The sequence below is a fragment of the Pseudomonas sp. FP2309 genome (assembly GCF_030687575.1).
In the GTDB taxonomy this organism is placed as follows: Bacteria; Pseudomonadota; Gammaproteobacteria; order Pseudomonadales; family Pseudomonadaceae; genus Aquipseudomonas.
Genome location: NZ_CP117439.1, coordinates 2,259,994 through 2,273,702, shown reverse-complemented (window position 1 = coordinate 2,273,702; position 13,709 = coordinate 2,259,994). Strand labels below are relative to the sequence as shown.

The 13,709-nt window shown below is 62.5% G+C and carries 12 protein-coding genes and 3 pseudogenes; 7 read left to right on the top strand and 8 right to left on the bottom strand.

The genetic code is table 11. From position 1 onward, the window contains the following. Nucleotides 1-48: 48 nt before the first annotated feature. Nucleotides 49-300: pseudogene (locus tag PSH59_RS10535) on the top strand (MFS transporter); the annotation flags it as partial. Beyond that, nucleotides 297-1,295: an NAD(P)H-quinone oxidoreductase gene (locus tag PSH59_RS10530; protein WP_305394983.1), complete on the top strand. Its 999-nt coding sequence runs from the start codon at nucleotides 297-299 to the stop codon at nucleotides 1,293-1,295. The pseudogene PSH59_RS10535 and the gene PSH59_RS10530, both read left to right, overlap by 4 nt. Before the next feature lie 187 nt (nucleotides 1,296-1,482). On the opposite strand, the gene PSH59_RS10525 is transcribed toward PSH59_RS10530, so the two are convergent. From PSH59_RS10525 to PSH59_RS10515, 3 genes and pseudogenes are all read right to left on the bottom strand, one after another. Beyond that, nucleotides 1,483-2,607 carry an alkene reductase gene (locus tag PSH59_RS10525; RefSeq protein WP_305394982.1) on the bottom strand — a complete coding sequence of 375 codons (1,125 nt, stop codon included), beginning with the start codon at nucleotides 2,605-2,607 and terminating at the stop codon, nucleotides 1,483-1,485. A gap of 77 nt (nucleotides 2,608-2,684) precedes the next feature. After that, on the bottom strand, nucleotides 2,685-3,362 hold the full coding sequence (locus PSH59_RS10520) for a type 1 glutamine amidotransferase domain-containing protein (RefSeq protein WP_305394981.1): 678 nt from the start codon (nucleotides 3,360-3,362) through the stop codon (nucleotides 2,685-2,687). After that, nucleotides 3,359-3,986 (bottom strand): annotated as a pseudogene (locus PSH59_RS10515) (TetR/AcrR family transcriptional regulator). The gene PSH59_RS10520 and the pseudogene PSH59_RS10515 overlap by 4 nt, the downstream one beginning before the upstream one ends. A gap of 171 nt (nucleotides 3,987-4,157) precedes the next feature. On the opposite strand from PSH59_RS10515, the gene PSH59_RS10510 reads away from it, so the two are divergent. Further along, complete coding sequence (locus tag PSH59_RS10510) at nucleotides 4,158-5,102, top strand: GlxA family transcriptional regulator (RefSeq protein WP_305394980.1); 945 nt, start codon at nucleotides 4,158-4,160, stop codon at nucleotides 5,100-5,102. Here the strand turns inward: PSH59_RS10510 and PSH59_RS10505 are convergent. Then, nucleotides 5,080-5,624, bottom strand: a pseudogene (locus tag PSH59_RS10505) (GNAT family N-acetyltransferase). The gene PSH59_RS10510 and the pseudogene PSH59_RS10505 sit on opposite strands and share 23 nt — an antisense overlap. Nucleotides 5,625-5,763: 139 nt before the next feature. On the opposite strand from PSH59_RS10505, the gene PSH59_RS10500 reads away from it, so the two are divergent. Continuing rightward, nucleotides 5,764-6,639, top strand: a complete 876-nt coding sequence (locus PSH59_RS10500) for an undecaprenyl-diphosphate phosphatase (protein WP_305394979.1) — start codon at nucleotides 5,764-5,766, stop codon at nucleotides 6,637-6,639. A 69-nt stretch (nucleotides 6,640-6,708) separates the two neighbouring features. On the opposite strand, the gene yghU is transcribed toward PSH59_RS10500, so the two are convergent. Continuing rightward, nucleotides 6,709-7,542 carry a glutathione-dependent disulfide-bond oxidoreductase gene (yghU, locus tag PSH59_RS10495; protein ID WP_248083547.1) on the bottom strand — a complete coding sequence of 278 codons (834 nt, stop codon included), beginning with the start codon at nucleotides 7,540-7,542 and terminating at the stop codon, nucleotides 6,709-6,711. 44 nt (nucleotides 7,543-7,586) lie between these two features. Then, nucleotides 7,587-8,822, bottom strand: coding sequence for an MFS transporter (locus PSH59_RS10490; RefSeq protein ID WP_305394978.1), 1,236 nt, complete (start codon nucleotides 8,820-8,822; stop codon nucleotides 7,587-7,589). 61 nt (nucleotides 8,823-8,883) lie between these two features. Between PSH59_RS10490 and PSH59_RS10485 the strand changes: the two genes are divergently transcribed. Then, on the top strand, nucleotides 8,884-9,885 hold the full coding sequence (locus PSH59_RS10485; protein WP_305394977.1) for an AraC family transcriptional regulator: 1,002 nt from the start codon (nucleotides 8,884-8,886) through the stop codon (nucleotides 9,883-9,885). Between the two features lie 80 nt (nucleotides 9,886-9,965). After that, a complete protein-coding gene (locus tag PSH59_RS10480; protein ID WP_305394976.1) occupies nucleotides 9,966-10,568 on the top strand; it encodes a glutathione S-transferase family protein in 603 nt (200 codons plus the stop codon). Between the two features lie 63 nt (nucleotides 10,569-10,631). Here the strand turns inward: PSH59_RS10480 and PSH59_RS10475 are convergent, their stop codons facing one another. After that, nucleotides 10,632-11,399 carry an SDR family NAD(P)-dependent oxidoreductase gene (locus PSH59_RS10475; RefSeq protein ID WP_248083543.1) on the bottom strand — a complete coding sequence of 256 codons (768 nt, stop codon included), beginning with the start codon at nucleotides 11,397-11,399 and terminating at the stop codon, nucleotides 10,632-10,634. A 136-nt stretch (nucleotides 11,400-11,535) separates the two neighbouring features. On the opposite strand from PSH59_RS10475, the gene PSH59_RS10470 reads away from it, so the two are divergent. Continuing rightward, on the top strand, nucleotides 11,536-12,684 hold the full coding sequence (locus tag PSH59_RS10470) for an aldose epimerase family protein (protein WP_248083542.1): 1,149 nt from the start codon (nucleotides 11,536-11,538) through the stop codon (nucleotides 12,682-12,684). Between the two features lie 54 nt (nucleotides 12,685-12,738). On the opposite strand, the gene araH is transcribed toward PSH59_RS10470, so the two are convergent. Continuing rightward, a complete protein-coding gene (gene araH, locus PSH59_RS10465) occupies nucleotides 12,739-13,707 on the bottom strand; it encodes an L-arabinose ABC transporter permease AraH (RefSeq protein WP_305393462.1) in 969 nt (322 codons plus the stop codon). Between the last annotated feature and the right edge of the window lie 2 nt (nucleotides 13,708-13,709).

Genomic DNA, 13,709 nt, shown 5'->3' with positions numbered 1-13,709 from the left:
TACGCCGCGATGCTCTCCTCGGTCACCGCCCGTACCCGCGGGATGATCCCCCACCCTCATCAGCAACAAGCAGCCTGGCGCCGCGCGCCCCTCTCGTTTGCCACGTTCCAGGCGATCGCAGGCTTTGCCTATTCAGCGCTGTTCAACCTCAGCGGCGGCCCGCATGCTGTGTTGTTCGTCATCACCGTCGTGGCGATCGTGGTCGCGCTGGCGCTGGAACCGGGCACGATCCTGCTGAACCGACGGCCGCCCGATGCGGTCCCAACCCATACGCTCATCGCTACAGGTAAACTCAAATGACCCTCCCTGCACACATGACCCTGATTGAAATCACCACCCCTGGCGATCCACAGGTGCTGCAACCGCGCCAGGTCGACGTCCCGGTGGCCGGTCCCGGCGAGATCCTGATTCGCGTGCACGCCGCCGGGGTCAACCGCCCCGACGCTTTGCAGCGCGCCGGCAAGTACCCGATGAAACCCGGCATGAGCCCGTATCCTGGCCTGGAAGTGGCCGGTGAAGTGGCGGCCTTGGGCGATGGTGTGTCGACGTTCAAGCTGGGTGACAAGGTGTGCGCGCTCACCAACGGCGGCGGCTACGCGCAGTATTGCGCGGTGCCCGCCGGCCAGGCCCTGCCGATCCCCGAAGGCATGGACTGGATTCAGGCCGCGGCCGTGCCGGAAACCTTCTTCACCGTCTGGGCCAACCTGTTCGGCCTCGGCGATGCGCACACCGGTCAGCGGGTGCTGATCCATGGTGGTACCAGTGGCATCGGCACCACCGCGCTGATGCTGTGCCGCGAATTTGGCATCCAGACCTTCGCCACCGCCGGCAGCGCCGACAAATGCGCGGCCATTACCGCCCTGGGTGGGGAACCGATCAACTACCGCGAGCAGGATTTTGCCGAGGTCATCGCCCGACAAACCGACGGCCAGGGCGTGGATGTGATCCTTGACATCATGGGCGGCTCTTACCTCAACAATAACCTCAAGGCCCTGGCCATGGACGGGCATCTCGTGATGCTGGGGTTCCTCGGTGGCGCCAAGGCGAATGACGTTGATCTGTTGACCATCCTCGGCAAACGCGCGGTGATCACCGGCTCGCTGCTGCGCGCACGCACCGGGGAAGAAAAGGCCGCGATTGCCGAGCAACTGCGTGAATACATCTGGCCGGTGCTGGAAGCGGGTCGCTGCATGCCGATCATCGACAAAGTGTACGACTACACCGACGCCGCCCAGGCCCACACACGGATGGAAGGTGGCGATCATATCGGCAAGATTGTGTTGCAGGTGGTGTGAGCGCTTGGTCTGCGGTGTGTGGTTGCAGTTGTGGTGAGCAGGCTTGCCTGCGCTGGGGCGCGAAGCGGCCCCAACACCGACACCGCATGCGTCCAGACAGCACTGGATCGCCGGTATCCGGGCTGCTGCGCAGCCCGGCGCGGGGCAAGCCCGCTCACGACATACAGCGCTTAAGCGCTGGCACCTGTTATTCGGCGTACGTCGGGTAGTCGATGTACCCCGCTTCACCGCCGCCATACATCCCCTCTTCACGCAGCGGATTCAACGGCCAGCCGTTGAACAGCCGCTGCGGCAGATCCGGGTTGGCAATGAATGGCCGCCCGAACGCGATCAAGTCCGCCAGCCCCGCCTCCACCAGTTTCGCACCGCGTTCAGCGGTGTAGCGCCCGGCGTAGATAATTCGGCCGCTGAAGGTGCTGCGCACGGCTTCACGGAAACTGTCCGGCAGTACGGGAGCGTTGTCCCAGTCGGCCTCGGCGATGGAGACATAGGCGATGCCCGACGCTTCGAGCACTTTGATCGCTTCGATATAGGTGTGATGCGGGTCTTCTTCCACCAGACCGATGTAGACGCGGTCTTCATCGGTGCCGCTGAACAACGGTGAAAAACGCACGCCCACGCGGTCCGGCCCCACAACCTTGCACACGGCCTCGACGATCTCGCGCAGAAAGCGCAGGCGGTTGTCCAACGAACCACCGTATTCATCGTCACGGGTGTTGGAATGCGCCGAGATGAACTGGTTGACCAGGTAACCGTTGGCCGAGTGAATCTCTACCCCGTCAAACCCGGCATCCAGCGCATTGCGCGCCGCTTGTGCGTAGTGCCCGACCAGTTCCTCGATCTCCAGCGCAGCCAAGGCTCGCGGCACCGGCGGCTGCATCAACTCACCCATGCCTGGCCCGGTTTCGATAAAGGCCTTGGCCTGCAACGCCGGCAATGCAGAAGGCGCCACCGGTGCGGCGCCGCCTGGCTGCAAGGCGTTGTGCGAAACACGCCCCACATGCCACAACTGGGCAAAGATCACCCCGCCCTCGGCATGCACGGCTGCGGTAACCTTGCGCCAGCCGTTGATCTGCGCCGGGGTGTAGATCCCCGGCGTCCATGCATAGCCCTGACCACGGGGCTCGATCTGCGTGCCTTCGCTGACCATGAACCCGGCGCCCGCGCGTTGACGGTAATACTCAGCCATCAGATCGGTGGCGATATCGCCGGGCTGGGCGCTGCGCTGGCGGGTCAGCGGCGGCAATACCACACGGTTGTTCAAGGTGTGGTGACCCAGTTTGATCGGGGTATTTAAAATGCTGTTTGTCATGGGACCTTCCAAATTCAGGACGAGCAAAAGCATTGGCGGCTCTTATGAGCCGCCAATTAATACAGCGGTTAGTTAACTTAAGCGGTGAGTTTCAACAGAGCCTTGGCGACATCACTGGAACTACCAGGGTTCTGGCCTGTGACCAATAAACCATCTTCGATAACGAAGGATTGCCAATCGGCGCCCTTCTCATATTTGCCACCCAATTGCTTGAATTCATCTTCAATCAGGAACGGCACCACCTGGGTCAGGCCGACGGCCTCTTCCTCGGCGTTGGAGAAGCCCGTCACACGGCGGCCCTTGATCAGCGGATCGCCATTGACCGCCTTGACGTGACGCAGCGCGCCCGGTGCATGGCAGACAAAACCAATGGGCTTGCCGGCGCGTTCAAAGGCTTCGATCAGGGCGATGGACACCGGTGATTCGGCCAGGTCCCACAGCGGGCCGTGGCCGCCAGGGTAGAACACGGTGTCGAAGTCGTCAGCGTTGACGGTATCGAGCTTGATGGTGTTGGCCAGCGCCTGCTGCGCAGCCGAATCGGTGGCAAAGCGATGGGTCTGCTCGGTTTGCGCATCCGGCTCATCGCTTTTGGGGTCCAGTGGTGGCTGGCCACCGGCCGGGGATGCCAGCACCACCTCGGCGCCGGCGTCCTTGAACGCGTAATAGGGTGCCGCGAACTCTTCGAGCCAGAAGCCAGTCTTGCGGCCGGTATCGCCAAGCTGGTCGTGAGAGGTCAGTACCATTAATACTTTCATTTTCCAGTGCCTCGATCAGTGAATGTCAGTGTGTTCAGGGTGACCCACGAGCTGTCGGGTCAGCAGCAACGCCTCATCGAACGGCGCGCCGGTACGGCTGATCTTGCTCATGACGCTGCTCCCCAGCCACAGCGCGTACAGGCGCCGGGCCAGCTTTTGCGGGGGTTGCCCAAGCGTGAGCGAACCGTCTTCGACGCCGCGTTGCAGGGCAATCGCCAGTAAATCGATAGTGCGTGACGTGCCGCGCTGCAGGGCCAGACGCATCGGCTCTGAAAGGTCAGACACCTCGGCGCCGAGTTTGACGGCAAGGCATTTACCAGTGTCGGTGCAGCCGGTCTGGGTGTCGGTCCAGGCTTGCCAATAGCGCATCAACTTCACGCCGTGGGTCAAGCCAGGCTGATCGAACAGTTGCTGCATGCCCTGCACATAGTTGTCGAAGTAGGTGTCGAGCAGCACAACGCCGAACGCATCTTTGGAATTGAAATAGTGATAGAACGAACCTTTAGGCACTTGGGCGGCTTGAAGTATTTCGTTCAACCCCACCGCAGAGAATCCTTTACGGCCGACAATCACTTGCGCCGTATCAAGAATGGTCTGGCGCGCACTTTTGGTTTCGCTGTTCATGGTTCATCCCGTCCGATTAGACCAGTCGTCTAGTTCGTAGGGCCATGTTAGGAGCCAGGCCAAACACCCACAATGTCAGATACGCAAGGATTCCGGACATGGCTCGAAGCAGGTTGCCGTTTACCCGGAGCGCGCCGACAATCCCCCCCTCGCCCCCCTTGGAGAATAACGATGCACAGCGTTGCGCTGATGGTTTACCCGAACTTCCAATCCCTGAGCCTCAGCCTGGGCTCGGTGTTCGAGTGCGCGAACCTGCTGCGCGGCGAGCCGGCGTATGAGTTCCATCTGGTGTCGGAAAGCGGCGGCGCGGTGATGACCTCCCAGGGGTTTTCGGTGAATACCTCAGCCGTTCGCCCCGAGGGGTATGACACGCTGATCGTCAGCGGCTACCTGGAGTTTCGCCTGCCGGAGGCCGACCTGCTGGAACTGGTCAAGGCCGCCTCGGCGCAATCGCGGCGGGTCGCCTCGTTGTGCATGGGCATCTTTGTGCTGGCCGAAGCCGGGTTGCTGGAGGGCAAACGCACCACCACCCATTGGATTCACGCCCCGGCGTTTCGCAAGCGCTACCCGGATATCCACCTGGAAGAAGACAAGCTGTTCGTGGTGGACGGCCAGGTGTGGACGGGCGCCGGCATGAGTGCCGGTGTGGACCTGGCGCTGGCCATGGTGGAGAACGACCTGGGCAGCGACCTGGCCCGGCGCATCGCGCGCAAACTGGTGATCGCCCAGCGCCGGGGCAGCGAGCAGTCGCAGTTGTCGGCCTTGCTGGAGCTGGACCCCAAGTCCGACCGCGTGCAATTGGCCCTGGCCTATGCACGCGAGAACCTCACCCACGACCTGTCCGTGGAAGCCCTGGCCGACGTCGCCCGGCTGAGCCCGCGCCAGTTCAGCCGGGTGTTTCGCGAAGAAACCGGGCAAACCCCGGCCAAGGCCATCGAAGCCCTGCGCGTAGAGGCAGCACGGGCGCTGATGGAAACCAGCCGCCACCCGGTGGAAGTGGTGGCCCGCGAAACCGGTTTTGGTGATCGCGAGCGCATGCGTCAGGCGTTTCTACGGGCGTTCGGGCAACCGCCGCAGGCGATGCAGCAGGCGTTTAATGCAGCGCCACTCGGGTAATCAGGTAACTCACTAGCTGCGGTTCATCTGCAAGCTCGAGCGTTTGCACCGGGCGCGGCAGGCTGTCGAGCACCGTACGCCAGAACGCCTGGGACACCTCATCCTGGTCATAAAAGCGCACCAGCCAATTGGCCTCGCCGCTGCACAGCACCTGGGTGGCGATGGCGCGGCCGATGCCTTTGCGGCGGTAGCGTTTAAGGATGAACAGGTCGGCCAGTTCCAGCGCATCGATACCCGGCACTTCACTGTCCTCGATCAACAGGAAGCCGGCGATAAAGCCATCGACCAGCAACAGGTTGGCGCTCCAGCGCGGGTCTTGCCAGTAGCGATTCAGGTGCTCGTCATGGATGTAGAAGCGGCCATCGGCTTCGACATCTTCCTGCTCCCAGTCCGACGACTCATAGGCGTAGTACTGGTAAAGATTGCGGATCAGCTCGGCCTCTTCGGGGCTGGTCTGGATCAGTTCCACGGTGGTTTCAGGCATGGGGCTCTCGGTCAAAAACACAGGGCGCCATTGTTCACAAAACCCGAGAAGAGTCCACTCGTGTGGCAAACCTTTCTACTTGCTGAACCGATTGCAAATAGCCGTCGGTGCCTTCCGAAGCGCTGAAACATTTGGAATAAACTCCGCCACATCTCCCTTTTCTCAAGGACACGTATTTTGACGAACGTCTGTTCCGCCGGCCTGGATGTGGGCTTTGCGTCCCTGGACTACCTGCAGATATTCATCCTGGGGGTGATCCAGGGCATTACCGAACTGTTACCGGTGTCCTCCACCGCGCACATGCGCGTGGTGCCCGCCCTGCTCGGCTGGCAAGACCCCGGTTCGGCGTTTTCGGCGGCCATGCAGTTGGCCGCGCTGGCGGCGGTGGTCAGTTATTTCTGGCGCGATGTGCGCCAGGTGACCACAGGCAGCATCGACGCGGTACGCCGGGGTGACTATGACGACCGCTGGTTCAAGCTGGCGGTGGCAATCGTGCTGGCGACGATTCCCATCGGCATCGCCGGGCTCGCGCTGTCCTCGACCTTGAACGCGTGCAACTCGCCGTTGCGCGGCCTGATGGTGATCGGCGTCTCGTGCCTGGTCATGGCGGCATTGCTGGCAACGGCCGAACTGCGCGCACGACATACCCGCGAAATGAGCCAAATGCGCCTGCGCGATGCGTTGATCGTGGGCGTTGCGCAGATTGGCGCGCTGATTCCCGGGGTATCGCGCTCGGGCTCCACCCTCACCGCGGCGTTGTTCCTCAATTTCAAACGCGAAGAGGCTGCGCGCTTTTCCTTCCTCCTGGGCCTGCCGGCCATCGCCCTGGCCGGTTTGAAAGAGCTGTGGGTGTTACTGCGCGCCGACCTGCCGGCCCACGCCTGGCCGCACCTGCTGTTCGGCCTGGTGGTAGCGAGCATCTCGGCGTTCTTTGCGATCTGGGGCCTGATGAAGTTTCTGGAGCGATTCTCCACCTGGCCGTTCGTGATCTATCGTGCGCTGTTGGGGGTGTTCCTGATTGTGGCGGTCAGCAGCGGTTTGCTGCCTGGGTAGTGATTGGGATGAGGGATGGCCGCGCAGCGGCCCCCAACAGCCAGCACACATGTTGACCGCGCCAGACAGTCAATCCAGATCACTTGCGTCATGCCGCTCAGCCAACTGCTCATGAGGCTCGCCCGACACCCGATTCACCCGCCGCCCACGCTGCACCGCCGGCCGTGCGTCAATCGCCTCCGCCCAGCGCTGCACATGCTTGTACTCATGCACCGACAAAAACTCCGCCGCGCCGTACAAACGGCCTTTGACCAGGCCGCCATACCACGGCCAGATGGCGATATCGGCGATGGTGTATTCATCCCCGGCGATGTACTCGCTCACCGCCAGGCGCTTATCGAGCACGTCCAACTGCCGTTTGGTCTCCATGGCAAAGCGGTTGATCGGGTATTCCATCTTGCTCGGCGCATACGCATAGAAGTGCCCGAAACCGCCGCCCAGGTAAGGCGCGCTGCCCATCTGCCAGAACAACCACGACAGGCATTCGGCGCGGGCCGCAGGCTCGGTGGGGAAGAACGCGCCGAACTTCTCGGCCAGGTATTGCAGGATCGCGCCGGACTCGAACACACGAATCGGCGTGGCGCCGCTGTGGTCCATGAGGGCCGGGATCTTGGAGTTCGGGTTGACCTCGACAAAGCCGCTGCCGAACTGGTCGCCGTCGCCGATCTTGATCAGCCAGGCGTCGTACTCCGCGCCGCTGTGCCCCAGGGCCAGCAGTTCTTCGAGCAGGATGGTGACCTTCTGCCCGTTGGGCGTGGCCAGGGAATACAGCTGCAGCGGATGCTTGCCGACCGGCAACGCTTTATCGTGGGTGGCGCCGGCAATAGGTCGGTTGATGCTGGCGAAGGTGCCGCCGCTTTCGGCGTCCCAGGTCCAGACTTTCGGGGGTACGTAATCGGTCATGCTTATGGCTCCAGAGGCGTTTGCGATCAGCTGAGCGCTCGAGACTAAACCAAAGACGGGTGGTGCGTCACACTCCCTGCCTCGCTATTGCGGGGCACCTGCACACGCAGCGCGATCAACACTGCCGCCAACAGCATCAAGCAACCCGCGCCCAGAAAGACACCGTCGATGCCAGTGACACTGAACATCGCGCCCCCGCCAGCGGCACCCGCCGCAATTGCCGATTGCACTGAAGCCACCACCATGCCCCCGGCACTTTCCGCCTGATCCGGCACTGCACGGGCGACCCAGTTCGACCATGCCACCGGCACCCCGCCGAAAGCCATGCCCCATAGCGCCAGGAGCAACGCCTGGCCAGGCAGCGATGCCGGCAGCAGCACCAGTGCCAACGCGGCGACGCCCACCAAAGCCGGCATCAGCACCAGGGTTCCACGGGGGTTACGCACCAGCAACCATCCGGCCAGCAGCGTGCCGACAAAATTCGCCGCGCCAAACCCCAGCAGCATCAACGCCAACCCTTGGGTACCGACCCCGGTGCTGCTTTCCAGAAACGGGCGAATGTAGGTAAACAGCGCGAAGTGCCCGGTGTGCACCAGCACGCAGCCGAACATGCCGATGGCAATGCCGGGGCGCAGCAGTACATCCAGCACGGTGCGCAGGCGCGCAGTACCGCTGGGTGCCAGGCGCGGCAGCGTGAACAGCTGGAACGCCAGGGTCGCCCCGCCAACAGCGGCGGCCGCAACAAATGCACTGCGCCAACCGTACAGACCGCCGAGGTAGCTGCCCAATGGCACCGCGACGACCGTGCCCACCGCAATGCCACTGAAGATGATCGACAGCGCACGCGGCAGCGACGCCGCCGGTACCAGGCGCATCGCAACCGCCGCCGCCATGCTCCAGAAACCGCCGAGGGCAATGCCCAGCAGGATGCGCATCAACAACAGCACCAGGAGGCTGGACGAGAACGCCACCAGCAGGTTGGACGCAATCATCAGCGTGGAAAACCCCAACAACACAAGGCGCCGGTCGATGCCGCGCGTCAGGCCAGGCACCAGCAAACCGGCGAACAAGGCCACCACCGCGGTCACCGTTACGGCTTGCCCGGCCAACGCTTCCGACACGCCAAGGTCCAGGGCCATCGGCGTCAACAGGCTGGCCGGCAGGTACTCCGCCGTGAGCAGGCCGAACACGCCCATCGCCAGGGAAAACACCGCCATCCAGGCCGGCGCGGTCGGTTCTGCCCTGCCATCGACAGGGGCATGGGACACACAATCATTCATCACAAGACATCCTCAAGCATTAGCGTGACGGCCAGTCTAGGTTTCGTCGCCAGGATGATCTATGATTCAAAACCTTGATTTTTTGACCGAAACCCCGACGATGACAGCCCACAGCGCGTTCACCCTGTCCTCCGAGCTGATTAACGAGCTGCTGCGCAGCATGCGCCTGCGCGGTGTGCAGTACCGGCGCATCCAGGCCGGGCCGATATTCGGCATCAGCTTCGCGGCCAAGCCTGGCCATGCGTATTTCCATTTCCTGGCCGCCGGCTGCGCGACCCTGCGCCTGCACGACGGCAGCCTCTTTGAGCTGTCCGCCGGTAATGCGGTGTTTATCGCCCACGGTGGCGCCCATGCGCTGTTATCCCAACCGGACGCCCCCGTGCAGGACATCGCCCACTTCGAGGCCGCACCGCTGGGCGATACCGTGTGTGCCGTGAACGCCTCGCCCTGTGATGCTCCCAGCACCCTGCTGTTCAGCGCCTGCATGGAGTTCGAGCTCGACAGTATCCAGGGGCTCGGCAACCTGATGCCGGCCTTGATGCTGATCGACACCGGGGGCCAGCGTTACCCCGGCTTGATGCCGATCCTGGCGGTGATGGAGCGCGAAGTCTCCAGCGCCCGCATCGGTTATGCCGGCATCCTCGCGCGCCTGGCCGACGTGGTGGCGGCGATGATCGTGCGAGGCTGGGTCGAATGCGCCTGCGCCAACGCGTCAGGCCTGGCAGCCGCATTGCGCGATACCCGGCTGGCGGGCGCCCTGCTCGCCCTGCACCAGGAGCCGGGCCGCGACTGGAGCGTGGCCGAACTGGCGGCGCACTGTCATACCTCACGCTCGGTGTTCGCAGAGCGTTTCCAGGCCACCCTGGGGGTTGCGCCGCTGCGTTATGTGACCGAACTGCGCATGCGCCTGGCCAGCCAGTGGCTGACCCTGGAGCGCCTGCCCATCGAAGAGGTGGCGTACCGCCTCGGCTATACCTCTCAGGCAGCCTTCAGTCGCGCCTACAAACGCATCACCGGACAACCGCCGGGCGCCAGCCGCCAAGGCTTCAGGCCCCCGGCATAACGGGCGTCCCGGCAATTGCGCAGGTCGCCCGAGTGCCCTTAATCTCTTGAGCTCATCACCCTGATAGCAATGGAGGCTTCATGAAACTGATCGGCATGCTGGACTCGCCTTACGTGCGTCGCGTGGCAATTTCCCTGGATTTGTACGGGGTGGATTTTGTGCATGAGCCCTTGTCCGTGTTCCGCACCTTCACCGAGTTTTCGCGGATCAACCCGGTGGTCAAGGCCCCTACACTGGTGCTGGATGACGGCACGGTGCTGATGGATTCGAGCCTGATCCTCGATTACCTGGAAGCCCTGGCCCCCGCCGACAAAAAACTGTTGCCACAGGCATTAAACGCACGCGCACGCGACCTGCAACTGCTCGGACTGGCCCTGGCGGCCTGTGAGAAAAGCGTGCAGATCGTCTATGAGCACAACCTGCGCCCGGCCGAAAAACTGCATGCACCGTGGCTCGAGCGCGTCACCGGCCAGTTGCTGGCGGCCTTCTCGCGGCTCGATGAACAGCTCGCCCGTGGCGATGACGCCGACTTGAACCAAGCCTCACTGACGGCAGCGGTGGCCTGGTCGTTCAGCCAGTTCACGGTCGCATCCGTGGTAAAGGCGGCCGACTTCCCGCACCTGCAACGCCTCGCCGAACGCCTGGAACAGCACCCGGCCTTCAAGAAATACCCCATCGAATAAGGTCGCTGTTCACGTGTGGGAGCAGGGATTTTCCCTGCCCCACATGGGCCTGCGCAGACCGACTCAGACCCAGCCACCGTCCACGATAAAGTTCTGCGCCGAACACATCGCCGAGGCATCCGAGGCCAGGAACAACGCCATGTTGGCGATATGCTCCGGCATCACACTGCCGGGCATGCATTGGCTGCGGGCGATCAGGTCCCTGGCCGCATCGTCGACCCACATGGCCAGTTGTTTTTCGGTCATCACCCAACCGGGCACGAGCGTATTGACGCGGATATGGTGAGGCCCCAGCTCCCGTGCCAGGCCGCGGGTCATACCGTGCGCGGCGGCCTTACTGGCGGCGTACACCGGGTAACCGGCGGAGGCCATCATCCAGCCGACCGAACCGAGGTTGATGATCGAGCCGCCGCCGGCGCCTTTCATCATGGGCACTACTGCCTTGGCGGCGAAAAACGCGTGTTTGAGGTTGACCGCGATCAACCGGTCGAACATCTCCGAGTCGATTTCTTCCAGGGTATGGCGTACGTCGTTGGCGGCGTTGTTCACCAGCACCGTAATCGGCCCCAGCGACTGCTCAAACCGCGTGATTGCCGCCCGAAAGCCGATCTCGTCGGTAATGTCGCAACACACGAACTCCACCGTATGCCCCTGGGAGCTCAACAGCGCCGCCAAGCGTTCACCCTGGCTTTGTGCACGATCCACAAAAGCCACCTTGGCGCCTTGCGCGGCAAAGGCGCGCACCATGAATTCGCCGATACCCGAGGCGCCCCCGGAGATCAGTACGGTCTTGCCTTCAAGGTCGGGATAAACAGCCTGTGCAGTACTCATATAACGGTGCCTCGATCAATTAGTCTTATTTTATTTTACGAAATAGGCTTTAAAGGCTATAAATTCGCTGTCACACCAACAAAATATCGCTATTAGTAGAACTATTCCACTCAAAACAACAAAAGGAAGTTCGACCATGAAGCACCCTCGATACCTGCTCTCGGGCCTCGCCATGTCCATGCTGGTCGCCAGCGGCGGCGCCCAGGCGGCGGGGCTCACCAGCGAGCACAAAGCTTTCGGTAAAACCAATGACGGCACCGCCGTCGAACAGTACATCCTGCGCAACAGCCATGGCATGCAAGCCACGGTCATCACCTACGGCGGTGTCTTGCAGTCGCTCAAAGTGCCGGACAAACACGGCAAGGTCGAGGACGTGGTGCTTGGCTTTGACGATGTGCAGGGCTACCAGGCCGGTACGGCGTTTTTCGGCGCGACCATCGGGCGCTTCGGCAATCGCCTGGCTGGCGGCGCCTTTGAGCTCGACGGCAAACGCTTCCAGGTGCCGCTCAACGACGGCCCCAACGCATTGCATGGCGGCGCGCAGGGCTTCGACAAGCATGTATGGAAAGCCGAGCCGGTCAAGGGCAAGGACTCGGTTGGGGTCACCCTCACCTACCTGTCCAAGGACGGTGAGATGGGCTTCCCCGGCAACTTGAAAACCGAGGTCACCTACAGCCTCAACGACAAGAACGAACTGCACATCGACTACAAGGCCACCACCGACAAACCCACGGTGCTCAACCTGACCAACCACAGCTACTTCAACCTGGCCGGCGCGGGCAATGGCGACATCCTCAAACAGGTCGCCACTTTGCATGCCAGCCACTACACGCCGGTCAATGCGACGCTGATTCCTACCGGCGAACTCGCCCCAGTCAAGGGCACGCCGATGGACTTCCTCAAGCCCACGCCGATCGGCCAGCACATCAAGGACGATCATCCGCAGCTCAAATTCGCCGAACCGAAGCAAGGCGGGTTTGACTTCAACTGGGCGCTGGACACCAAGGGCGACGTGAAAAAGCTGGCCGCCGAAGTGCATGACCCGGAGTCTGGCCGGCGCTTGCAGCTCTACACCAGCGAACCGGGGGTGCAGTTCTATACCAGCAACTTCCTCGATGGTTCGGTGAAGGGCAAAGCAGGCAAGACTTACCTGCACTGGAGTGGGTTTACGCTGGAGACCCAGCACTATCCGGATGCGCCTAACCAGCCCAGCTTTGCATCAACTCGTTTGAACCCAGGGCAGACCTACACGCAGAACACCGTCTTCAAGTTCAGCGCCGAGTAAAACGGTGGGAGGGGGCTTGCTCCCTCCCACCGTTGCCCCTCCCAGGGCTTTTGATCAGCGTTGCTTCATACGGTCGATGACCACCGCCAGCAGCAGGATCGAGCCGCGGATCACGTATTGGTAAAACGTGTCGATGTTCTTCAGGTTCATCGCATTCTCGATGATCGCCAGAATCAGCACCCCGGCAATCACATGGCGGATCATGCCGATCCCGCCGCTCAACGACACCCCACCCAGTACGCACGCCGAGATCACCGTCAGCTCGAAGCCCTGGCCGATCATCGGCTGGCCCGAGGTCATGCGCGAGGCAAGGATCACCCCGGCCAGTGCGCCGATCAAACCGTGCACGGCGAAGATCAGGATCTTGGTGCGGTCCACGTTCACACCTGCCAGCAGCGCCGCTTCCGGGTTGCCGCCGATGGCCATGGTGTTGCGCCCGTAGGTGGTGTAGTTGAGCAGCCAGCCGAAGAACAGGAAGCACACAATGGTGATCAGGATCGGCACCGGTACGCCGAACAACTGGCCGTTGCCGAAGACAAAAAACTGCTCCTGGGACACGCCCACCGCCTTGCCGTCGGCAAAGATGTAGGCCAGACCGCGCACGATCTGCATGGTCGCCAGGGTGGTGATCAGCGCGTTGACCCGCAACTTGGCGATGACGATGCCGTTGATCAATCCGACGATCAGCCCCATCCCCAGCGCCGCGCCGATGCCCAGCATGACGCTGTCGGTGTCGCGCATCACAATCGCCGCGACCACGCCGGCGCAGGCGATGACCGAGCCCACCGACAAGTCAAAATGCCCCGACGCCAGGCAGAACAGCATGGTGCACGCGGCGATGCCCACCGTGGAAATCGCCAGGCCCAGGCCGCGCATGTTCAGCGGCGAGAGGAAGTTATCGATCAGCAAGGCACACAGGACAAAAATCCCCACCGCCGCCAGCAGCATCGCCCAGTTGTCGAGCAGCGCACGGATATCGAGGGGTTTGCGTGCAGTGGGCAACGCGTTGTTTTGAGTGGTCATGG

What these genes read in the sequence shown, in the direction of transcription:
- PSH59_RS10490 (WP_305394978.1), bottom strand. Translation starts at nt 8,822, where the DNA reads ATGAATGATTGTGTGTCCCATGCCCCTGTCGATGGCAGGGCAGAACCG.
- PSH59_RS10485 (WP_305394977.1), top strand. Translation starts at nt 8,884, where the DNA reads ATGATTCAAAACCTTGATTTTTTGACCGAAACCCCGACGATGACAGCC.
- PSH59_RS10520 (WP_305394981.1), bottom strand. Translation starts at nt 3,362, where the DNA reads ATGAAAGTATTAATGGTACTGACCTCTCACGACCAGCTTGGCGATACC.
- PSH59_RS10480 (WP_305394976.1), top strand. Translation starts at nt 9,966, where the DNA reads ATGAAACTGATCGGCATGCTGGACTCGCCTTACGTGCGTCGCGTGGCA.
- PSH59_RS10510 (WP_305394980.1), top strand. Translation starts at nt 4,158, where the DNA reads ATGCACAGCGTTGCGCTGATGGTTTACCCGAACTTCCAATCCCTGAGC.
- PSH59_RS10475 (WP_248083543.1), bottom strand. Translation starts at nt 11,399, where the DNA reads ATGAGTACTGCACAGGCTGTTTATCCCGACCTTGAAGGCAAGACCGTA.
- PSH59_RS10470 (WP_248083542.1), top strand. Translation starts at nt 11,536, where the DNA reads ATGAAGCACCCTCGATACCTGCTCTCGGGCCTCGCCATGTCCATGCTG.
- yghU (WP_248083547.1), bottom strand. Translation starts at nt 7,542, where the DNA reads ATGACCGATTACGTACCCCCGAAAGTCTGGACCTGGGACGCCGAAAGC.
- araH (WP_305393462.1), bottom strand. Translation starts at nt 13,707, where the DNA reads ATGACCACTCAAAACAACGCGTTGCCCACTGCACGCAAACCCCTCGAT.
- PSH59_RS10530 (WP_305394983.1), top strand. Translation starts at nt 297, where the DNA reads ATGACCCTCCCTGCACACATGACCCTGATTGAAATCACCACCCCTGGC.
- PSH59_RS10525 (WP_305394982.1), bottom strand. Translation starts at nt 2,607, where the DNA reads ATGACAAACAGCATTTTAAATACCCCGATCAAACTGGGTCACCACACC.